Annotated in this window: 14 protein-coding genes and 2 pseudogenes; 4 read left to right on the top strand and 12 right to left on the bottom strand. The window is 29.1% G+C overall.

The features are described 5' to 3' along the window. Window positions 1-104: 104 nt before the first annotated feature. The 7 genes and pseudogenes from BN854_RS01160 to BN854_RS01135 form a co-directional block, all read right to left on the bottom strand. The gene (locus BN854_RS01160; RefSeq protein ID WP_045959674.1) at window positions 105-3,326 is read right to left on the bottom strand and encodes an InlB B-repeat-containing protein; all 3,222 of its coding nucleotides are present in this window, start codon (window positions 3,324-3,326) and stop codon (window positions 105-107) included. A 688-nt stretch (window positions 3,327-4,014) separates the two neighbouring features. Next, window positions 4,015-4,695: pseudogene (locus tag BN854_RS08075) on the bottom strand (ATP-binding cassette domain-containing protein); the annotation flags it as partial. A gap of 339 nt (window positions 4,696-5,034) precedes the next feature. Beyond that, window positions 5,035-5,274: pseudogene (locus BN854_RS08070) on the bottom strand (ATP-binding cassette domain-containing protein); the annotation flags it as partial. Continuing rightward, window positions 5,271-6,329, bottom strand: coding sequence for an ABC transporter ATP-binding protein (locus BN854_RS01150; protein ID WP_026655282.1), 1,059 nt, complete (start codon window positions 6,327-6,329; stop codon window positions 5,271-5,273). The pseudogene BN854_RS08070 and the gene BN854_RS01150, both read right to left, overlap by 4 nt. Next, window positions 6,329-7,756: an ABC transporter permease gene (locus tag BN854_RS07615; protein ID WP_026655273.1), complete on the bottom strand. Its 1,428-nt coding sequence runs from the start codon at window positions 7,754-7,756 to the stop codon at window positions 6,329-6,331. The genes BN854_RS01150 and BN854_RS07615 overlap by 1 nt, the downstream gene beginning before the upstream one ends. Continuing rightward, window positions 7,753-8,709, bottom strand: a complete 957-nt coding sequence (locus tag BN854_RS01140; RefSeq protein ID WP_026655266.1) for an ABC transporter permease — start codon at window positions 8,707-8,709, stop codon at window positions 7,753-7,755. Before BN854_RS01140 ends, BN854_RS07615 begins: the two co-directional genes overlap by 4 nt. A 109-nt stretch (window positions 8,710-8,818) precedes the next feature. After that, window positions 8,819-11,101, bottom strand: a complete 2,283-nt coding sequence (locus BN854_RS01135; RefSeq protein WP_026655257.1) for an ABC transporter substrate-binding protein — start codon at window positions 11,099-11,101, stop codon at window positions 8,819-8,821. 164 nt (window positions 11,102-11,265) lie between these two features. Between BN854_RS01135 and BN854_RS01130 the strand changes: the two genes are divergently transcribed. From BN854_RS01130 to BN854_RS01115, 4 genes are all read left to right on the top strand, one after another. Next, on the top strand, window positions 11,266-11,652 hold the full coding sequence (locus BN854_RS01130; protein ID WP_026655248.1) for a DUF3899 domain-containing protein: 387 nt from the start codon (window positions 11,266-11,268) through the stop codon (window positions 11,650-11,652). 56 nt (window positions 11,653-11,708) lie between these two features. Continuing rightward, on the top strand, window positions 11,709-13,064 hold the full coding sequence (locus BN854_RS01125; protein WP_157868335.1) for an immunoglobulin-like domain-containing protein: 1,356 nt from the start codon (window positions 11,709-11,711) through the stop codon (window positions 13,062-13,064). Between the two features lie 5 nt (window positions 13,065-13,069). After that, the gene (locus tag BN854_RS01120) at window positions 13,070-13,576 is read left to right on the top strand and encodes a S41 family peptidase (RefSeq protein ID WP_084600757.1); all 507 of its coding nucleotides are present in this window, start codon (window positions 13,070-13,072) and stop codon (window positions 13,574-13,576) included. 97 nt (window positions 13,577-13,673) lie between these two features. After that, complete coding sequence (locus BN854_RS01115; protein ID WP_026655224.1) at window positions 13,674-14,264, top strand: TetR/AcrR family transcriptional regulator; 591 nt, start codon at window positions 13,674-13,676, stop codon at window positions 14,262-14,264. A 28-nt stretch (window positions 14,265-14,292) separates the two neighbouring features. Here BN854_RS01115 and BN854_RS01110 read toward each other — a convergent pair whose 3' ends face one another. From BN854_RS01110 to BN854_RS01090, 5 genes are all read right to left on the bottom strand, one after another. Further along, window positions 14,293-15,369 (bottom strand): phospholipase D-like domain-containing protein, encoded by a 1,077-nt coding sequence (locus BN854_RS01110; RefSeq protein ID WP_026655217.1) that lies wholly within the window; start codon window positions 15,367-15,369, stop codon window positions 14,293-14,295. After that, entirely contained in the window at window positions 15,353-17,461 is a 2,109-nt protein-coding gene (locus BN854_RS01105; RefSeq protein WP_026655208.1) for an LTA synthase family protein, read from the bottom strand. Before BN854_RS01105 ends, BN854_RS01110 begins: the two co-directional genes overlap by 17 nt. Before the next feature lie 110 nt (window positions 17,462-17,571). After that, a complete protein-coding gene (locus BN854_RS01100; RefSeq protein ID WP_026655199.1) occupies window positions 17,572-19,935 on the bottom strand; it encodes a phosphoketolase family protein in 2,364 nt (787 codons plus the stop codon). Window positions 19,936-20,066: 131 nt separating this feature from the next. Beyond that, complete coding sequence (locus BN854_RS01095; protein WP_026655191.1) at window positions 20,067-21,443, bottom strand: deoxyribodipyrimidine photo-lyase; 1,377 nt, start codon at window positions 21,441-21,443, stop codon at window positions 20,067-20,069. A 26-nt stretch (window positions 21,444-21,469) separates the two neighbouring features. Next, window positions 21,470-22,630, bottom strand: a complete 1,161-nt coding sequence (locus BN854_RS01090) for an iron-containing alcohol dehydrogenase (RefSeq protein WP_026655183.1) — start codon at window positions 22,628-22,630, stop codon at window positions 21,470-21,472. Window positions 22,631-22,796: the final 166 nt, after the last annotated feature.

Here is a 22,796-nt window from a genome sequence, read left to right as displayed (position 1 = left end):
ATTAAAAGTAATATAAATAGTAAAAAAGGGCTGTATCATTTTTACAGTCCTTTTTATTTTTTAACTTTACTTATATTTGTTGATGATACATAACCTTCACTATACTATTCATACCAAATAGTTATTCCTGAATCTGGATAATAAACACCAATAATTTGTCCATTAGAATTATAAATATATTCATATTTAACTGGGTCCGGATCTTTTACAACGGTTTTTTCCCATTTAGCATATATAGTGATATTCCCCATTATTCCAGTCGTACTGCTAATTCTATTTGAGAAGTTCGAATCAGTATACCATCCCTTAAAATCATAACCTGATTTTGAAGGGTAACTAAAATATTCATTTTGTTCGTAATAATACGTTGACTTATTACTTGAGCTATTTGTTCCACCATTTAATATATAAGTTATTTGATATACTTCAGGATTCCATTTTGCATATACTGTAATATGATCATTTCCACCTTCTGTGCTTGTAACACTTTGAGTAAATGATGAATCTTTATACCATCCAGCAAAGTTGTATCCAAACTTACTTGGAGCATTAAAGTTTTGAATTTGCCCATATGTATATTGACTTAAATTACTTGAATGATTCGTTCCACCATTAATTTCATAATTAATATTATATTGCTTAACAGTCCATTTAGCATATACAGTAATTGAAGTTGTTAATCCTGCTGTATTTTCTATTCTTACTGTAAGTCCAGAATCCTTATACCATCCAGCAAAGTTATGTCCATCTTTAGTCGCTTCATTAAGTGGTAGAACTTCTTGATATTCAAAAATAGAAGGATTATTTCCTTTAGTTCCGCCATTTAACTGATATTCTATTGAATATTTACTCTTAGCCCATTTCGCGGTAACTACAGTAGATTCGATAATATTTTTGCCTTCTATTTGTGTGATTCTTTCATCACTCTCATTATACCAACCTAAAAAGTCATATCCTACTCTATTTGCGTCTTTTAAACCAACTATAGCATTTCCAGAAATATCAATTGGGTTAGAGTGTTCATTACCATTTACTCCTTGGTAAATTACTGTAATATTACCCTTTTCCCATTTTGCATAAACTGTTATATTACTATAAACTCTATCTCCATGAAGTGATCTTTCTTGATCCTCATACATATAGAACCAACCTAAGAATCTATAACCAGTTCTAGTCACACTACTTAATTCTGGAGTAGATGATAAGTCTACTGTACTTTCTGGCAATACATTATTTAAAATATAATTATCTCTAATATTATCTCTATATTCAAATGTTAGTGTCAATTTAGGTTTTTCTTCCCATTTTGCATAAAGAGTGACATCTTTTGTAATTGGAGTTTCAAAGTTATATTCAATAGTACTGCTTAAATCCTCATACCAGCCAACAAATCTATACCCATATCTCTGTGGATTTATCGCTTTATCAATAACTGTACCTGAGACAATTTTATTAATTACTGCATGTGACTGCCCATTTGAAACAAAATTAACTGTTAATAATCTTTCCCATTTTGCATAAAGTATTAAGTCTCTAGTAACTGAGTCTCCAAAATTATATTTTTCATTTAAATCCTTGCCTATATACCAGCCAATAAATCTATAACCTTCTTTTACTATTGGTGTGCTAACTTCTGCTATACTTTGACCATTTCTAACTGTAACCATCAATTTATCTAATAGTACACCATCATAGAACTCAACTCTTAGAAGTCTTTCCCATTTAGCATAAAGAATTAAATCGCTAGTAACTTCAGTACCAAAAATATACTCATTTTTTAATTCTTCATCTAAATACCATCCAATAAATCTATAGTTAAGTCTTTTAGGTTCTTCTGCTAAGTAGACAATTCTTCCCGTTTCAATATTATTAATACTTTTCACATCACTTCCTCCATTAGAGATGAAATCTATGCGATGTATTTTTTGTATATATAATTTAATTGTTTTAGATGTAGTACCGGCATTAATTTCAACTGAAACATTAACTCCAGGTTGATTCAATTCATTTATCTTTTTACTATCTGGAACAATAACACCGTTTGAATTAATCTTGACATATTCTTGCCCCTCGGTCACAATATAATTAATGGTAGGCAAAGTATTTGTAAAACTATCAAACTTCAAGTTTATTTTATACTTATCTTGAGAAGCAATTACACCTGTTTTATATGTAATATTTTGTATAGAACCAGTTTCAGTACTTCCCTCAGGAACGACACTAACTTCTTCAATATAACTTGGGAAAATTATTTTTTCCTTTGAATATTGGCTGATTAAATCAGAGTAGTTTTCTTGACCAATTTTTAGAAAATATTTTTGAATTTCAGCAGATCTTCTTTGCGCTGCGCTACTTGAATCATTAATCATTCCAACAATTTCCCAAATTGGAAACAATGAATTACTATCTTTAATCCCCATCAAAGCTGGAGAAGTAGCAATTGTCTTTTGCCATTCAGGATATTTTTGAATAATATCTTGTTCTGCAAATATTCCAACAGCTTCTCCACCTATTACTTTCATATTAACTGAAACATTTGTATCGCTTTTCTTCGCCTCTTCTCTATAATCCATTGATGAACTACCAGATGCTTTAGAAAACCATGTTCTAACTGACATATCAATTGCTGTGCTTAGTGAGGCTGCACTACTTTGACTATTAGAACTAATTGTATAATCTAAATTAATTCCACCTCCCATTGTGACACTAGTTAAAATATGAGTACCATATCTTTTTACAAGTGTTTCAATAGGCAGTTCCATAGCATCATTAATAAATCTTTCAGATAGCAAGGAAACATAATCATTGGGATTTGTTTGTAGTGCAAAATAATAACTTTGTTCATTTATATTTACAGTTTTAAACATAAAATTACTTTTATCAGAGTAACTTCCAGTAAATCCTGCCTTTAAATCTACTTTACCAAACATTTTAAGCTCTGCGTTTAAATTAAATTTTGTCTCTAAATTTTGGATATATTCACTCATTGAACTTCCTTCTATATTGTTAATTTCAGAAGAATTTTCATATACTTTCATAAGTGGTTGTGTAGATAATTTATCTAAATCAAATATAGGGTATGTGATATTAATATTTCTAGCATTTACTTGATTATGATTAACCAAGTTGATTCCATAACCTAAAAATGAAGAGTCTGTTTCAGACTTCTCATGTGACATAAATAGACCGTTTTCTACTCTATTTCCATCAGAATTAGAACTGACTACTAATTTTTCTGGAACATTTCTTGATGTAGCAGCAATGCCACAAGAAACTAATGTAACTAGTGTTCCAAGTATTAAAAATAATGATAATATTTTTTTCATATTTTCTCCTTCTGTGATATTAATATCACTAAACAAATATTATCACAATAATTGACACTTCAATAGGGCATAACTGTCCTATTATCTAGATATTTATTGAATTGTTATTTTGGTATATAATAAAAAGTATTGCAAATTTTATTATGTTTGGTGTTATTAATTTTTAAAAAAATTATTTATATTCATAAGCCTCAATATAGGATTTGAACAATATTAGCTTAATGATAATAATTATAAACAGTTCCACATACTAATAAACTAAGTTTATTATCCAATGAAATTTCTAGTCTCAAATACTTCGGTAGATAGTGATCTATAAAACTATATTTGTTCTAGCCGTTATCGGTTTAAAAGGACTTTACAGTATATGAGTTAATATAATTTAGATACCCTCCAAATTATTAATTTATATTGAAATATTAAATCACTTAAGAAATATAATTGGTTAAAATTTAGTTTAAAAAAGCAGAGAACAATAATTTTCAAATTATTGTTCTCTGCTTATATTTTATTAATTAAAAATCTATTTCTTAAGTTGTTTAATGAGATCTTGCTTGCTCATTTTATAATATCCTACAATTTTTCTATCCCTTGCAATCCTTTTCAGGTCTAATAGAGTCATATCATTGTATTTTATTTTGTCACTTTTATTTTCTACTACATTGATTATCTCTTTAGACGCCAACTCTTCTTGATATTTTAGAACTTCTTTTTCACTTGCAAGAACAAAGTGTCCTGGTTTAATTTCAACAAATGATGGTTGACCTTCTTCATCATAATTATGAATTTGAGGATTATAAACAAATCTTTTACGAACTTTTTCAACATCTGGATCAGGGATTGGTATTGCTGATAAGAGTGATTTAGTATATGGGTGTAAAGGATTTTTGAATAATTCTTCAGAAGTTGTTAATTCTACCATTTTTCCAAAATACATAACCCCAATTCTATCACTAAAATATTTAACTACAGACAAATCATGAGCTATAAATAAAATTGTTAAATCTAATTCTTCCTGCAACTGCTTTAGCAAATTAATAACTTGTGCTTGAATAGATACGTCCAAGGCACTAATTGGCTCATCTGCAATTAATAGTTCAGGTTCAACAATCAAAGCTCTTGCTATACCTATTCTTTGTCTTTGACCACCAGAAAACTCATGTGGATATCTACTCCCATGTTCTGGTACTAAACCAACAACTTGAAGTATTTTATTAACTTTTTCATCCAAAACTTTTTTATCTGTTTCGCCAGCAATAACAAGTCCCTCAGATATAATTTCTTTTACTGTCATTCTAGGGTTTAAAGAAGAAATTGGATCTTGAAAAATCATTTGAATCCTTTGTAATCTCTTAGCATTTTCGCCTTTTACAGAATCACTTTTTCGAGCTTCCTTAATCAAGGCTTTCTGACTCTTAATATATTGTTTTAACTCATTTTTAAGTCTCTTAATAGCACTAGAATCTGCTTGATAATCATTTGGTTTATTTCTAATTTCTTCCTTAACTCCAGCTATAAGTTCAGCTTGTTCTCTTAATAATTGCCCACGCTCTTCTTTACTCTTAGAATCAATTTGAGCTAGCTTCTTAGCTGTTTTATTTTCGACTTCTTTAATTTTCATTTTAGCAGGAGTTAACTTAAGTACATTATTCTTATATTCTAGTTTAGCATTTTTGATATTTTCAATATATCCTTGAGTACCAGCTGTTATTCTGGCACCTTCAAAGTACACTTCACCATCAGTAGCATTATAGAGTTTAATAATGGTACGTCCTGTTGTCGTTTTTCCACAGCCTGATTCACCAACAAGTCCAAAAACTTCTCCTTTGTATACACTAAAACTAATATCATCAATTGCTTTCACTACTAGTTTCCTTTTTCCAGATCCAACATTGAAATGCTGTTTTAAATTCTTAACTACTAATAATTCGTTATTTTTATCAATCATTTCAGCACTTCCTTTTCACTGTTTTTTCCTTTATTTCTTCTTTCGATTCTTTTAGAAATAATTTCTGGCATATCAACTTTTGGAGCATTTTCATCTAATAACCAAGTTGCAGCATAATGATTTTCATTAATTTTAAAATACGGTGGTTCTTCATCAAAATCTATTTTTAAAGCATATTTATTTCTAGGTGCAAAGGCGTCTCCTTTAGGAGGAAAATGCATATCTGGAGGTGTCCCAGGTATAGCAAATAATTTTTCTTTTGAATCTAAATCTGGCATAGCTGATAATAAAGCCCATGTATATGGATGTTTGGGATTATAAAATATATCTTCAGATAATCCATATTCAACAATCTTACCAGCATACATAACTGCAACCCTATCTGCCATATTTGCAACAACACCGAGATCATGCGTAATAAAAATAACTGACAATTGCCTTTCACTTTTAATTCTATTAATTAATTCAAGAATTTGTGCTTGAATCGTAACATCTAAAGCTGTTGTAGGCTCATCACAAATAAGAATCTCCGCATCATTTGCTAATGCAATAGCAATAACAATTCTTTGTCTCATCCCACCTGAAAATTGGAAAGGATACTGATGATATCTTCTCTCAGCATCTGAAATTCCCACTTCTTGCATTAGTTCAATTGCTCTTTTTTTAGATTCTTCCTTATTCATCTTTAATTTTAATCTGAGAGCTTCTGAAATTTGTTTCCCAACTTTCATTATTGGGTTAAGACTGGACATAGGATCCTGGAAAATCATAGAAATTTTACTTCCTCTAATTTCATGAAATTCTGACTCGGATATTTTCATCAAGTCTTTTTCATCATAGATAATTGTTCCAGCATCATGTATAGCATTACCTGCCAATATTCCCATAATTGCTCTAGAAGTAACACTTTTCCCTGAACCCGATTCTCCAACAATAGCAAGAGTCTCACCTTTTTTCAAATCAAAGTTGATTCCTCTAACAGCTTGTAATATCCCTTGTTGCGTCTTAAAGTGAATTGTCAAATTATTAACACTTAATATATTATTATTACTCATTATTCATCAACTCCTCTTAAAGATGGATTAAAGGCATCTCTTAACCCGTTCCCAAATAAATTAAAGGCTAACATCAATATAGAAATAAAGATGGCTGGATATAACAGTAAATGTGGACTTTCAATCATATTTGTTTGACCAATTGATAATAATCTACCAACACTATCAATATCACCATAATTAATAATTCCTAGATATGAATATGTTGATTCAGTAAAGATGATTGCTGGTACAATAAGTACAACACTAGTAATCAAGGTACCTGCAGCATTTGGAAAAATATGTCTACTCATAATTCTAAAATCGCTAGCTCCTAATGTACGAGACGCTAAAACATATTCTCTGTTTTTATATCTATAAAACTGAGTTCTTGTTAAAGAAGCAATACCAATCCAACCAGTTAAAGTGAATGCTACAACAATGACTCCGAATCCATTTCCAAATCTTAAAACCATTAAAGTAAGTACAGCCATAAAAGGTATTCCACTTAATACTTCAGTAAATCGCTCAATTAATAAATCGATAACCCCACCATAGTATCCTGATATAGCTCCAATAACAATACCAATTGCAATATTAGTTAAGGCTACGGCAAAAGCAACCATCAAGGAAATTCTAGCTCCAGTCCATAGTACAGTAAACAAATCTCTACCTTCTAAATCAGACCCAAACCAATAATATGGTGTTTCTCCTTCTTTATATCCAAGATATTGAAAATACTTAACATTAGTTTGATACATTATACTTTCGCTTGTTTCTGCAATTAGTTCAAGCGAAGCAATCTTTTCCCATTCTTCTTGAGTGAATCGATATAAACCACTGTCTTCTATTATATAATCAACTTCAATACTATCTGGAATCTTATTAAATTCTGCCTCATCAATTCTATAAACTGTTTGATTAATAGTTTCATATTTAACAATTAATTCAGGGTTTAAAGCATTAAATTCGCTAGCAGTTAAAATAAGTGCTGCTTTTTCACCATATGTATTTTGATAATCTACGTATGCATAGTAATCTACTGTAAAATAATAAACTGGAAAACTATTTTGTTCTTTTTCGACTACTTTTTTTACAATACCATTTTCTTCCAAGTTTTTATATTCATTTCTATTAAACGATTGAATCACCTTTGTTCCGTTAAAAATACCAATTTTTTCTAGTCCTTGTATTTTAGCTGGTAACTGTTTTAATCTAACGTTTCTATCACTTACTGAATAGCCATTAAAAAGTGGTGCAAAAATTACCATGAAAAATAGAAAAGCTAAAATGAAAAACGAAGCTAAAGATACTTTATTTTTCTTCAATCTATTCCATGCATCTTTATAGTAGCCAATCGGTTTAGTTTTTAAAGCTTCATCACTAATAAATTGGTTGTTTTGTACAAAAACAAAATCTTCTTTATTTCTAACTACTTTTTCACTCATCTTTTTCCACCTCCCATTCTAATTCTTGGGTCAATAATTCCATAAGATAGGTCAATTACTAATGTAGTCAATAATCCAATAACTGTATAGAACATCATTACTGTCATAACAAGTGGATAGTCTCTACCACTAATACCTTCTAAGAATACTCCACCAATTCCAGGAACTCTAAAAATTCTTTCTATAATAAGAGATCCTGATAAAATTGAAACAAAGCCACCAATAATTGATGGTGCCAAAGGAACCATTGAATTTCTTAATGCATGTCTAACAGTAGCTTGTTTTCTAGTAAGTCCTTTAGTTCTACATAAAAGCATAAAATCCGATGTTAAAACTTCTGTTAGTTCAGCCCTTGTAACCCTTGTTAATGATGCGACAGAACCAAAAGTTAACGCTAATGTTGGTAAAATCATAGAAGTAATTGCAAGCGCTGGGTTTGCTTGAACTTCAACTGATGATGCCAACATAGGTGGTAAAATATTCCACTTATATCCTAAAAAGTACTGTAACAATGTAGCAACAACAAATCCTGGAACTGAAATAAAGAATACGACACCCAATGAAATTGCATGATCTGTAAATTTATTTTTCTTTAAGGCAGACCAAATACCTAAAGCAAACCCAATTGGAATTGATATTAGGTATGGAATAATGTTGATTCTAACTGTAACAGGAATTCTTTCTCCTAAGACAGCAGCAGCGTCTTGATTTTTTGTAACTGACCAACCAAATTCTCCATGAACAAAAATATTACTTATCCAAATACCAAATTGTTCCAAAATTGGTTTATCATATCCCTCTCTTTGTTTAATCCAATCTGCATTTGCAGGATTAGATCCTAAAACAGCTTCTTGATAGTCAGGAAGCAATTTAATAAAAACAAAAACTAAAAATATGATAAGCATTGCTGTAACTATCATTAATCCTAGTCTTTTTAAAATATAGTCTCTCATTTTCTTGAACACCTCTTTTTTGACACAAACAACCCCTGAGCATTAACTCGGGGTTGTTAATATCTTTTTATTATATAACCTTTAATTTATTAAGGTATATTTTACAATGTTATTTGTCAGTTGTCAATGACATATAGCGTAATCCGCCCCATCCTAACCAACTATGGTATGCTTGGAAATCGAATTTAACTCTACTGCTGTATGCTGAAGCACCAACTCTACCAAATAGCGGAATAGCAATCACTTCATCTACTAATATATATTTTTCCATTGCTGCTGCAATTGCTGCTAAGTCACCTGCACGTTCAGAGTATTCTGAATATAATATTTCATATTCTAATAAGTTAAATGCATCATCATATTTAGCTGTAACATCATTACCATTTACTAAAATATTAGTATATTTTTTTTCTGTATCAGTATTTTTAGCTTTATTAATTTTTTCAATTGCTTTATCAGAAAGAGTAAATGTTAGTACTTTATCAGCTGTTTGGAACCCTTTTTCATTCATATATGAATATTTATTGCTGTATACTTGTCCTAATAAACCTACTGCATCAAAGTCTAGTCCGCCCCATGCTCTAAACATAATATCAAAACTTCCTTTTTTTGCTAGGTCATCCATTGCATCAGTTTCTTGTGCATTAACAACAAATTCAAATTTACCTGCATTTGCTTGGCCTTCTTTAGCTTGGAATGCGTTTAATACGCTTTCTTTTACTTGGTTAGCGATTGCGATATTTGAATCAGCATTTAATACAAGATATTCTAATTTTAATGGTTGTCCTTGAACTACTAAACCCTCAGTGACAGCTTTATTATAAGCTTCATCAAACAATCTCTTTGCTTCTGTTGGATTATAACCTTGTGTAGCTGGTGATAGGCTTTGGATAACGGCTTTACCTGATGCCGTATCTCTATATTTAGTTGTTGCAAATTCACTTGTATAGTATTGATCATTTAATAATGTTTGTGTTGGTGTTGCAGGAGCTGCAGAGCCATTTGCTAACTCTGTTCTATTAACTGCAAAATAGAATGCTTTTCTAAATTCGTTAATACTTACTGCTGTTAATTTACCGTCTACTTTTCTTTCTGAATTAAATGCAAATCTAAATGTATAGCTATCAGGTGTTAATTTTAATGTTGGATGACTCTTATATTTATCAAAGTAACTTCCACCAACACCAGCAACATCTATTCTACCTGCTTCAAATTCATTAACAATTACTTTTTGATCTGTCAAGACATTATAGCGAATTTTTTCAATTCTATAAGCATCTTTATCAAAGAATTTATCGTTTTTACTAAATTCAAATACTACACTCTTTTGCCAAGTAGTTAACTTATATGGTCCATATGAAATAAGTGGATTTTCAGCAGTACCATAAGTTGTTTTAGTACCATCAGCTGACATACCAGCATCATACTTAGCTAAGTGAACAACACCAGTTACAGCACTTGTGAATGACCCTTTAAGATCCCATCTGCTTTTTGGTTTTCTAAGTGCAAATTGAATGGTAGTATCATTATCAACAGCTTGAACTTCTACATTGTCCCAAGAAAATTCTTTATAGTATCTTCTCACTTTTCCTGCAGGAACTTTAACTTTCCCACCTTTTGCAAGTTCAACATCTTCAGTTCCATCTGGAAGTCTATCTGCAGTCACTGCATCTTCCGCCTCAACGCTTTCAGGATACCAACCAGCTGTACGAACTACTAAACCATCTTTATTCTTGCTTTCTGCTAAGTAAACATATCCTAATTGATCAGGATTTTCGATATCAGCATTATTTTTATTTACTTCATCTGTGAAAACTGGATTACTTGCGCTATCAACAACACTCTTACCTTGACTAAAGTATGATTCGGCTCCAACAATACCTACATATGAAGTATCATAAATATTAACAGCTCTATCATTTAATACCTTAGGATCTAAAAGTCTCTTCCATGATTCTACGTATGTAGTTGCAGTAATTGGTGTACCATCTTCGAATGTTAAGCCACTACGTAACTTAATTTTCCATTCTTGTGATTCTGTTGCTGCATCTGGATTAGTTGTATCTTCGTTTGTCTTTACAGTATCACCAAATGCTTGAGGTTGTTCTGCTGCTAAAAAAGGAACTCTAGTATATACTAAATTAGCAGTATCTGAAAAGTCACCTTCAGTTTTCCCTGAAGCTGCCCAATCAATTTCACCTCTATATAAGCCTGCTGAAACTAGGTCATATAATGTTGATGCATTTGCTAGTGTAACAGAATACGGATTTATATTAGTCGTATCACTAATTGATGTATAATACGTATTCGGATCTTTTTTAAAACTATCACCACACGCTACAAGCGTTAATGTTGCAACTGCGGTAAGTAATATTCCAAACAATTTTTTCATTTTTTTCTCCTTTTAAAATATGGTTTGGAAAGAGTTTACTACAAATAGCACGCTCAGTCAACAAAAAAAACATCTTTTTTGTCTTTTTTTCATTATGAAAACGTGTTCATTTGATTTTTTTGGCTTTTTCTATTAAAATTTACTAGAAAGTAGGTAAAAATCGCATGATAAATTATAAAAATATTAAATTAAATTATAAAAAAATAGTTTTCTTTTCATTAACTGCACTAATTTTAGTTTTCTTAGGTCTGCTTTTTCAAAATTCTTTTACTTTTTTAGCTTGGGTAAACTCATTCACTCTAACTACTATTATTTTTGTAGCATATAGCTGGTTTCAAATCGTTATAAACCATGGGCTATTCGATACTATTATTTATGGGGTTAAATCTTTTTGGGGATCAGTATTGAATAGAAAAATAAAAGAAGATCTCTATGAATATAGAACAAATAAAGAAAAAATACCTAAATCCACTATTCTTTTTTCTTGGTCTTTTACAATGATATTGGTTCTGATAACCATTATTTTATACATTATATACTATGCAAAATAAATGTTAGAATATATTATGTCAATCAAACTTAAATTAAAAAAATTAGTCTTTTATTATTGTTGTTAGGACTCTCACTTATTTTAGTCGCTTGTGCTAACGGAAAAAACATTATTGAAAGAGATATTGAAGACTTATTACTATTAGAAAGCATTTCCTATAACCAAAAAACCGCTCTAGTTCTTCCTTATAAAGGTAAGCATGGTTCAACGATTACCTGGATTTCTTCAAATCCTGAAGTAGTTACTCATGAAGGAATTATATTACCTCCTAAAAAAGGAGAAACTAGCATTCAAGCAACTTTATCCGCTACATTGAAAAATGGTTTTTCTAGTCAAATTAAAAATTTAAACATTACTGTTCTGCCTTTTGATGACTATGAAAACATCACTTCTTCTAAAAATATTTCTTTTACAAACTTAAGTAATGAATATAATTTAAATTTAAATCAAATACCAACCTACTTTTTAGATAACGGAAATATCCCTTATTTAAATATAGAAGAATCACTTTTATTATTAGATGGTCTTATTTATTCTAAAGATTTAGAATTTTTATATACCGATTCTGGCGTTGATATATCTTATTTAGTAGAATCAAATTCAAACACATTTGAATATAAAGCTTATTTCAATGAATTAGACAATACGATTACTTCCTCATCACTTAATTTCTTTTCTAGCTATTTTTATTCTACTCAAACAGACTTTAGTAAAGGCCTTGATGTAATAAGTACTGAATATAATAGCGGTTTACCTATCAAATTTGATTTAGATGAATATCGTATGGATTTATTTAAAAAAGATAATAATCTTTACATGCCAGCCCACTTATTTAATATTTTATTTTTAAATGATTCTTATTTTAATCTTTATTATAATTATGATAACTTTTACGGAATTTATGCCATACCTGAAGATAATGTAGTAAAAACATTAAGAGAGAGTTCACTAAACAATACTTATATACCTTTTGATATTGTTAGATATAACTATGATTTTTATGCTTTTACATTTGATTACTTCTATGGAATCAGTAAACCTATGTCATTTTACTCATATTCTAAAGCTTACCTAAAAAACTTTTTAAGTAGAGATCCTCAAAAATCTAGTTTAGGACAATTTCAATTTATTAATGAAGAGTTAGATGAATTACACTCTAGCTATGATGCAGATTCGTTTTATTTAAATAAAAATAAAACTACCAAACTCACTAGTTTAACTCAATTAGGAGAAAAGACTCAAAACTGGTATCAAACACTCTATCAAGTTCAAGCATTAACAAAAGCTAGACCGAGTTCAAATTATAAATTTTTAGATAACGAAACTGCTATTATTTATCTTGACAGTTTTGATACAAAAGCCTCCACTGATTTAAACGGTAAAGATTCTTCTGACTTTATGAAAAAACTTTAAAAACAATCTATGATACGAAACCGTATACTAAAAATATTATTCTAGATATTTCATATAACACAGGAGGTAACTTAGGAGCTCTTCTAAGAGTTTTAGGTTACATGACTGATAAAGACATAGAGTTAAGCTATCAAAACCCATTAGAAAAGAGTTCTATTACTTATACATACAGAGTCACAACTGAAAATAGAAAGGCTGATGCTAGCTGGTATATCTTAACTTCTAAGGTGACTTTTAGTGCAGCTAACCTCATGGCATCTATTGCAAAAAATCAAAGTATCGCAACACTCATAGGTACACAATCTGGTGGCGGTGCTTCTTCAATCATTCCTGTTATTTCCCCTACAGGAACTGCCTTTCACATGAGTAGTTTAAATGTCTTAAGTTACAAAGATAAACAAACTAACACCTATCATGACATTGAAAACGGAATTAAACCAGATATTGAACTTCCTGTTTCCAAACTAAATGACTATAATCATATATTAAACTTAATAAAAAACAATAAATAATCTATAAAATGCTTTAATATTGATTTTATTTCAAAATACTTATACAATATCTATAAACAATGTTATTTTATAACCTAACACTGGAGGTATAAGACATATGACTACAAAAGAACTTATTTATAAAAATGCATTAGAGCTTTTTAGTAAAAACGGATATAACAACGTAGGTATGAGAGATTTAGCAAAATCCGTTGGTATTAAAGCAGCTTCTATTTATAACCACTATAAAGGTAAAGAAGAAATTTTACTTTCTATCGCTGATAGTTTAGTAGAGAAAATGAGAAAAGAGATCTACCCACTATATAAAAGAGATGATTTATCTCCTAGAGAATTTTTCACTAATATTTCTCTATCTACTAATACCTTTTTTGAAAAAGAAGAAATCAATCAGTTAACTCGACTTTTAATACCTGAACAGTTTAATAGTAATGCTTTAAAAAATATTTTACATGATGAATTTATTATCAAACCTAGAACTGCTTTGACTTACTATTTTAAAAACTTGATGGATAAAGGGCTAATGAAAAAGGAAAATCCTCTCTTAGCTGCCAAACTTTATCATTCATTCTTTATTTATCATTTCTATGAAAAATATCTAACAGATAATCCTGAAGGATTTATGTTAACTTATGAAGAACTGTTCAAAGAACATATCACACTATTTATGAATTATTTTAATATTAAATAAAAAAGATCAATCCTAGGATTGATTTTTTTTAACTAAATACTTTTTCTAAAAATGAACGTATTTTACTATATTTTAAATTTTGACTATTACTTATTTCAGATGCTTCTTTGAGTTTATTAAAATCTTTTAGAAAATCTAAGATAAGTTTTTTTTCTGTTGTCACTATAGAAGTTTCTCCTAACTTATAAATACCGGCATCATTTAAGTTAATTGACCCAACAACTAGCTTTTCATCAATCAAGATAGCCTTTGCATGTATCAGCCCTTTATGAAAGTATACTTCAATATTATTTTTAACATATTCATTTAATATTTGTTTATTATAGTGTGTTTGTACATTTGAATCATCACTTGTAATAATTTTAACCTCTACATTGTTTTTAGTAGCCTCAAATAAGGCATCTCTTACTTCCTTATTTCCAAAATATGCCATTGCCATATAAATACGTTCTTTAGCATTTTTAATCATTTTTAATAAATGATGCGTTTCTAGATGACTTTTTTGATTAATAATGTAATCAATTTTTTTACTGTCATCATATTGTTTTTTAAGTGCTAGTCTTTCTCTAAAGTAGTTAACTTCATCTTTACTTTCTATTTTGACCATATAATCATGATATTTCCTTAGTTTGATATCTGAACTCACTTCTTTATCTTCTATATTGATACCACCAATAAATAATATTTTTTCATCAAAAATAAAATACTTAGTATGATTTCTAAAATTACCTGAATGAAAACTAACATTAGGCATGTTTAAAAACTCATCTCTGCTCATAGTTACCTTTCGTTTTATTTTTTTAGCATTTGCTTGATAAAAAATATTCTTTAAAATAAAGGCTATCATTTTATATTTAATTGGAGCTTTTTGATGAAACAATGTTTGGCAATTCTCTTCAGAAGATTCAAATATCACACCATAGGCATCCTTAATAATTTTTATTTTAACCCCTCTTTTAGCAGCCTTTAAAAGAGCTTCTAAGATTTCATTTCCAATGTCATCATTTCTCCATATAAACATTTGGATTTCAATTTTATACGAAGCCCTATCAATTTCTTCTTTTATTTGCGAAAAGAATTCCTTACCATTAATTATGAGTTCCATTTTCTTTTTCCTTCGTTTTAAGCTTTAAGAAAAAATTTTGATCAATTAAATAATCATTTAACATCTTTCTTTCAATAATTTTAGACAATATTTCATCACTGATTGTTGTAGTTTTATCAATTGAATTTTTAGTATTGACTAAAGGATATAAATTATCATCAACGATAATATCTAAAACTCTACTATCAATACTATATGTTTTTTCTTTACTAAGTAAATTAACCCCAAAATAGTAATCATCTTTTTCTGCCAAATCAAATAATTCAACAATTGTTCTATATAAATCAATTTGAGATCTTACAAGGTCTTGATTACCTATAAAATTTCCTTTAGGAAGTTCACTACCATCATAAAGCGTCTTTATTTCATTTGACGGTGAATAAATAAAGGCAATTGTCTGATTACTTATTTTTCTATATAAAGAAGGTTCTAGTTTTTTTCCATAGATTGTCTCTAAATCTTTCTTATTAACCCCTGCACCATGATCACCATAAAAAATATAAACTGTATTGTCCATATCTCTTCTTTCATTTGTTTTAGGATCAATAAAAAAACTTTTTATCACTTCATCATAATACTTAGCATATTTAAGATATTTTAAAGTAGCTTTAGATAACTTTTTTTCCCAAGTATTATTATATATAACTTCATCTTCTGTCCCTATATATGGATCATACTCAAATGGAGTATGAGGCATCATTGTAATAGGATATAACATGTATGGTGATTGGAGTGAGTCTTTTGTCTTATACAATTGTTCTGTTAATCCTATATCACTTATCCAAGGGTTATTATGATTATAGTTTAGATTATTATAATTATCTTCCATAAAGTTTTCAAGTGAATAATATCGGTCAAAGCCTAGCATTTTAGGATGCACGTTTTCTCGATTATAAAATACTCTTCTATCGGCATGCAGTGATTCAGTATAATAATTTTGATTTTTAAAATATTTAGATAAACTTGGAAGTTCTAACTCTTCATGATATTTATTTGTATATTCCCAATAAATAGTTGAATCTCCTAGTGCATTAAGTCCAGTTGAAACACTGAATTCTGCATCAGCACTCGTACCTATACCAACGTTTGTATAAAAGTTATCTAGGACATAACTTTCTTTTAATACTTCCTTTAAAAAAGGGAAATGTTGTGATATTTCTTCTATTTCATATAAATAATAATTAAAAGATTCTAAATGAACTAATACAATATTTTTATCTTTAAAAATACCATTTAAACTTTCTTTATTTTCATACTCATTTTTAAGTGTTAAGTTTTGGCTATCTTTTGTTAGTAATTGATTACTATATTCTTTTCCATCAATAAAACTACTATAACTATCTTTATTTTTATTATATTTATCAGATAATTCATAAGCTTTCTTTTCATCAAAATAATCTTTGATTTCAAGTCTAAAGTCTTGTCCTAACATTTCATATACATAATAACTATAAGTTCCTATATTCTGACTCACATAAGTACTTCTTGAAGCATTTAAAACCCATTTATTAGATAGTGTACTAAAAACAGTTAAGTTAATAATCATTAAACTGCAGACTGCTAAAACTGATATATAAACTCTTTTATAAGTAGTTTTATACATATTATCAGTTTCTATCTTTTTATCATATAAGATATATAAACCTAATAAAATAAAACTAGGAATAAAAAGAATAATTCTGTAGTATATAAATAATTCTTTTAAAGCTTCTAATAAAATAGTAAAAGCTAATTCTGGGGCAGGATTACTTGTAACGGTTTGTAGCGAGTAAATTGAAAAAGCTGTCCCATAATATTTAGAAAAAATAGTTAAGATATACAAAGCAAAATTAAGTAAAAAAGTACTTATGAACAATGCTAAAATCCTTTTTTTAGGCTTTTTAACCACAATAAAAACAATTGTAAATATAAGAAGTAAGATAGCTAAATCACCTAAAAAAGAATTGATTTCCCCCAAAACATTTCTATCAAAAGTAACTAAGTATCTATTTAAAACATTTGTCTTTAGTAGATAAGTAAATCCAATATTCAAGATAAAAAAAAGAATCACTGACAAATTGAAAATACGCTTATTTTTCTGATACGGTTCCATAATTAACACCTCATATAAAAAATTATATCATATTTTTATACATTTATTTTTTTAATGATAACATAAAAAAACTGCTTAAGAGTATAAAATTCCTAAACAGTTCTTATTAATTATTTATTTAAAGGTTTCCAAACAAAGTTTTCTACTTCTTCTATATCTGTTCCGTTTGCTCTAATAAATTCATGATGTTTATTAAGATATTCATCCATTTTATTCACAAAGCTTTCTGCCTTTTTACCATATACCTTTAAAGCAGCACTCTTAGCTAAATGGAATCTATCCATTTGATTTAAGACTCTAATATCAAATGGGGTTGTAATATCTCCATTTTCTCTATATCCATGAATTGCTATATTATGATTATGTCTATCAAAGAAAATATCTCTAATTAATCCTTCATAACCGTGGAAAGCAAATACGATTGGTTTATCTTGAGTAAATAAAGCATCAAATGCTTCATGAGTTAATCCACGTTCATCTTTTTCTATGACTCTTAATCTTAATAAGTCAATGACGTTAACTGTTCTAATTTTAAGTTTTGGGAAAGCTTCGTTTAAAAGCTGAATCGCAGCCATTAGTTCTAGTGTTGGTTCACTTCCTGAACTTGCCATAATTAAGTCTGGATTAGTTTCATCAGTACTTGCCCATGGAATGATTCCAGCACCTTTTTCAAATAGACTTCTCGCTTCTTCTAGACTAAACCATTGTGGTCTTGGTTGTTTAGAGGCAACAATTAAATTAATCACTTCTCTTTCAGTTAATGATTTTTCCATAACCGCTAGTAAACTATTCGCATCAGCTGGTAAATATTCACGAATGAATTCTGCCTTTTTTTCAGCTAAGTGAGTTAATAAACCTGGATCTTGGTGTGTATATCCATTATGGTCTTGTTGGAATACTGTTGAGGTTGCGATGACATTTAGTGCTGGATAGTCTTTTCTCCATGTTTGTTCTTTCGCTTTTCTTAACCATTTAAAGTGTTGTGTTAACATTGAGTCAACAACTCTTAAAAATGATTCATAACTTGTAAATACACCATGTCTACCTGTTAATACATATCCTTCTAAAAAGCCTTCTGCTTGATGTTCTGATAACTGTGAGTCAATAATTCTTCCTGCTGGATTTAAGTATTGATCAAAAGGTTCTTTAATATCTTCTAACCATACTCTATTAGTTGTTTTAAATAATGGAGTCAATCTATTAGACATTGTTTCATCAGGTCCAAAAATTCTAAAGTTATCTTTATTATCTATCATGACTTGTTGTAAGTAATACGCTAAAACTGTCATATCTTGTGCAAAGACATTTCCTCTATCTGTTACTTTAAATTCATATTTATCTAATGGATTTAAAATAAGATTTCTTGGATTAATTCCACCATTAACGATAGGATTTTTAGCCATTCTCTTATTTCCTTTTGGCGCCATATCCCTTAATGTTTCAATTAATTTTCCATTTTCATCAAATAATTCATCCGGTCTATAAGACTTCATCCAGTTAACTAATTCTTCTACATGTTCTAAATTATTTTGTGTTACTGGAAGTGGTACTTGGTGTGCTCTAAATGATCCTTCAATTGGATTATTATCCCATACTTTAGGTCCCATCCACCCTTTAGGTGTTCTAACAATTAAAACAGGCCATTTTGGTAATCCTTTAACACCATTTTTTCTAGCATCTTCTTGGATTTTTTTAATAGAACTAACTGCATTGTCAAGAGCTTTTGCCATTACTGGATGAACTAGTTTAGGATCAGTTCCTTCAACAAAAATTGGATCCCAACCTAAACCTTTAAAAATTGAAGTTAATTCTTCATCAGACTTTCTTGATAAAATAGTAGGATTAGATATTTTAAAGCCATTTAAATATAAAATAGGTAAAACTGCACCATCTGTAATAGGATTAATAAACACATTTGAAAACCACGATGCAGCAAGCGGTCCAGTCTCAGCCTCACCATCGCCAATCACAACAGCTGCGATTTGATCAGGGTTATCTAAAATGGCTCCTACACCATGAGATAAGGCATAGCCTAATTCTCCACCTTCATGCATTGAACCTACTGTTTCAGGAGCAGCGTGGGAAGCCACTCCACCTGGAAATGAAAACTGTTTATATAATTTTTTAAGTCCTTTTTCATCTTGAGTGATTTCAGGATAAATTTCAGTGTAACTTCCATCTAAATAAGCATTTGAAACCATTACTTGCCCACCATGACCTGGTCCTTCAATATAAAACATATTTAAATCATATTTATTAATTACCCTATTTAAATGTGCATAGATAAAGTTTTGTCCTGAGATAGTTCCCCAGTGACCAATAGGTTTAATTTTAATATCCTCTTTTTTTATTTCTCTTCTTAAAAGTGGATTATCTTTTAAATATAATTGCCCTACTGAAATAAAGTCAGCAGCCCTCCAATAAGCGTCTACCTTATCTAAGTATTCTTTTGAATCAAAATCAATTTTTTTCATATGATTATCCTTTCTACTACGTGCTTATAAAAAGCGTGTACGTATAACATTATACACAAAATTTACTTTTTTTCATATATGATACGAACAATTTACGAATAAAAAACGCTTTCTAATAAAGCATTTCTTATCTATAATTTATCAATATATTCTAAATACTGTTCTATTTTAAACTTTCTTTTTAATCCATCACTATTCATATACCTTAATGTGCCAAATATATTTCTGTTTGCCCATGGTCTATCTGCTTTACCAAAACACCAAGCAATATTTTGATATGAATTAGGGTCTCTACCATCTAAGAAGTATTTATTGTTTAAATCAACAATTGTTTCATACGCTTCTTGCATAGATAAAGACCATTCCATGATTTTTTTAGCCCAATACATTCTCATGTACCCTGCCATAAAACCAGTCACTCTCATTTCTTTCATAGCAGCATTAAAATATATATCATGGGTCTTTCCTAATTCTAATTCTTCTTTATGATATAAAAACTCTCTAGGGTCATTTTCATGTTCTTTCATTGTGTCATAAGCCCATTTTTCAGTCATATAAGAAAAAGTATCATAATTCGGCTGATATGTAACAAAATTAAAAGATAATTCTCTTCTAACAACTAGTTGTTCAAAAAAAGAATCATATATTTCTAGAGTTATCTCATTTTGGGATAATTTATCATCCAAGTAGTCTATTATCTCTAAAACTGATATTTGACCAAAATGAAGATATATAGATAAATAACTTTGTATTCTTAAAGATGGATCATTTCTATTTTCATAATGTTTAATTTTGTTTGTAAAAAAATCTTCTAAATGTAAAAGAGCTTGACTATAGCCACCTTTAAATAAATCTGAAGCTTTAATAGTCTGGTCAATTTTCATGTGATCTAAAAATGCATTAATATTTGTAAAATCTAACTCTGTAGTAAGATTGACCTTCATTTGGTTTTTTATTTCTTCTAAACCTTTAAAATCTTTATATAAGGCTCTTTTTCTTATCAAGTGAGGTCTTAGGACATATGCGCCATAAGCAAGTTTAGGATAAGCTTTTCTAACAGGAATTAAAACATCCGATTCAATCATGTATGTTTCTAAATCAAGATTTGTTTTTATATAATTATAGATACTTCTTCTTAAAACTAATTGTGGTTTTAAATAGCCATAATCCATAACAAATAAAGCAGTTTTTTCTAAAAGTGGTTGAATGCTTTCTAGTAAATCTCCATATCTTGTAATAAAGGTAATCCCTAATGAATCTAATTGTTGTGCAACTTCTTTAATTCCTTCTAATAAAAATTGATAGTGTCTTCTATTAGCTCCTAAGTAATTATCTGTAAATAAGAAACAAACAACTAAAGGCAAATTCTTTTCATTAGCCTTCTTTATAGCAAAAGCTAAGGCATGATTATAAGATACTCTAGCAGATTGTTGCATAAAGTATAAAACATATTCTTTATTATTTTCTTGTGAGCCTTTAATCAAATAGGTGATACGGTCAGAGTTCAAAAGTAACACTTCCTTACCTTAAAATTTTAATTAATCTTATGATAGATATTTAAAAAATCTTTATCGTTAAAAATAACTGGAACAGGATATAAAGGATTCGCTTCTTTTAAAGCTCTTTTAATCATTACTACGATATCTTCTTCTTTTATTAACCCATTTAAATTTTCAGGAATATTAAACTTTTTATTTAACATAAAAATATGTTGAATTAAATCTTTTCTATTTGTATATTCTTCAATACTTCTTATTTTTTCATTAATTTTATTGCCATAATATGATAGAACATGAGGAAGAATGATTGCGTTTGCTAAACCGTGTGGTACATTGTAAAAACCGCCTAGCGTATGAGCTATTGCATGGACATTTCCAACATAAGCTCTTGTAAATGAAACCCCTGCTAAATAAGATGCATAATGTAGGGCTTCAATACTTTTTTCATCTTTTTCATAAGCACTTTCTACATTGTCTAGAATGAGTTTAATTGCCTCAAGTGCATATTTTTTTGTCTTTTTAGTATTAGACTTTCCTATATATGCTTCTATTGCATGAGTAAGAGCATCCATAGAGGTTTCAACGATTAAATTTCTTGGAAGATTTCTTACAAACTCATTTGAAAGAATCGCAACATCAGGAATTAAATGAGTATCCATAATCGCATATTTTTCATGTGTATCTGGATTGGAAACAACCGCAGCTAATGTCGCCTCACTTCCTGTCCCAACAGTTGTTGGTATAGCAATATGGAAAGGCAATTTTCTATGTATCTTAAGGATCCCTTTAAATTTAGTAATACTTTTTTTAGGATAAGCAGCTTTAACTAAAACCATTTTGCCTAAATCTATGACTGAGCCTCCACCAACTGAAATCACTGCCTGACAATTATTATCGTTATAAACTTTATAAGCATCATCTACTTGATAAATAGTTGGATTAGGCTGTGTTTCATCATAAATACTGTATTTGATATTTGAGCTTTCTAATATTTCTTTTAAATGATTAAGTAAGCCTAATTTAACTAAATTAGCATCAGTAACTAATAATACACTATTAATATTTCTATCACCTAAAATATCACTTATTTTTTCTAATGATTTTGTTCCTTTTAAAAGTAGCGGTTCTTTAAAGTTTAAGAAAAAAGTCCCCACATATAATATTTTTTGATATATTCTATAAATTAGTTTTTTCATAGTTTAAATTCCCTTCATTTAAGATTATAACGACATCTTATATTTAATTATTTATAATTAAATTATACTTTAAGTAAGCCCGTCTTACAATATATCTTACTTTAGCATGGTAAAAAGTATTTTTTATTATTAGAAAAAGAACCTTAATTTAAATCCGCTATTCTAT

The organism is Alteracholeplasma palmae J233 (assembly GCF_000968055.1).
GTDB lineage: Bacteria > Bacillota_I > Bacilli_A > Acholeplasmatales > Acholeplasmataceae > Alteracholeplasma > Alteracholeplasma palmae.
The sequence above is the reverse complement of the archived record's forward strand: the minus strand, read 5'-3'. Positions and strand labels throughout refer to the sequence as shown.

Excerpts from the sequence above, each read along its gene's own strand:
- BN854_RS01160 (WP_045959674.1), bottom strand. The coding sequence starts at position 3,326 with ATGAAAAAAATATTATCATTATTTTTAATACTTGGAACACTAGTTACA.
- BN854_RS01150 (WP_026655282.1), bottom strand. The coding sequence starts at position 6,329 with ATGAGTAATAATAATATATTAAGTGTTAATAATTTGACAATTCACTTT.
- BN854_RS07615 (WP_026655273.1), bottom strand. The coding sequence starts at position 7,756 with ATGAGTGAAAAAGTAGTTAGAAATAAAGAAGATTTTGTTTTTGTACAA.
- BN854_RS01140 (WP_026655266.1), bottom strand. The coding sequence starts at position 8,709 with ATGAGAGACTATATTTTAAAAAGACTAGGATTAATGATAGTTACAGCA.
- BN854_RS01135 (WP_026655257.1), bottom strand. The coding sequence starts at position 11,101 with ATGAAAAAATTGTTTGGAATATTACTTACCGCAGTTGCAACATTAACG.
- BN854_RS01130 (WP_026655248.1), top strand. The coding sequence starts at position 11,266 with ATGATAAATTATAAAAATATTAAATTAAATTATAAAAAAATAGTTTTC.
- BN854_RS01115 (WP_026655224.1), top strand. The coding sequence starts at position 13,674 with ATGACTACAAAAGAACTTATTTATAAAAATGCATTAGAGCTTTTTAGT.
- BN854_RS01110 (WP_026655217.1), bottom strand. The coding sequence starts at position 15,369 with ATGGAACTCATAATTAATGGTAAGGAATTCTTTTCGCAAATAAAAGAA.
- BN854_RS01105 (WP_026655208.1), bottom strand. The coding sequence starts at position 17,461 with ATGGAACCGTATCAGAAAAATAAGCGTATTTTCAATTTGTCAGTGATT.
- BN854_RS01100 (WP_026655199.1), bottom strand. The coding sequence starts at position 19,935 with ATGAAAAAAATTGATTTTGATTCAAAAGAATACTTAGATAAGGTAGAC.
- BN854_RS01090 (WP_026655183.1), bottom strand. The coding sequence starts at position 22,630 with ATGAAAAAACTAATTTATAGAATATATCAAAAAATATTATATGTGGGG.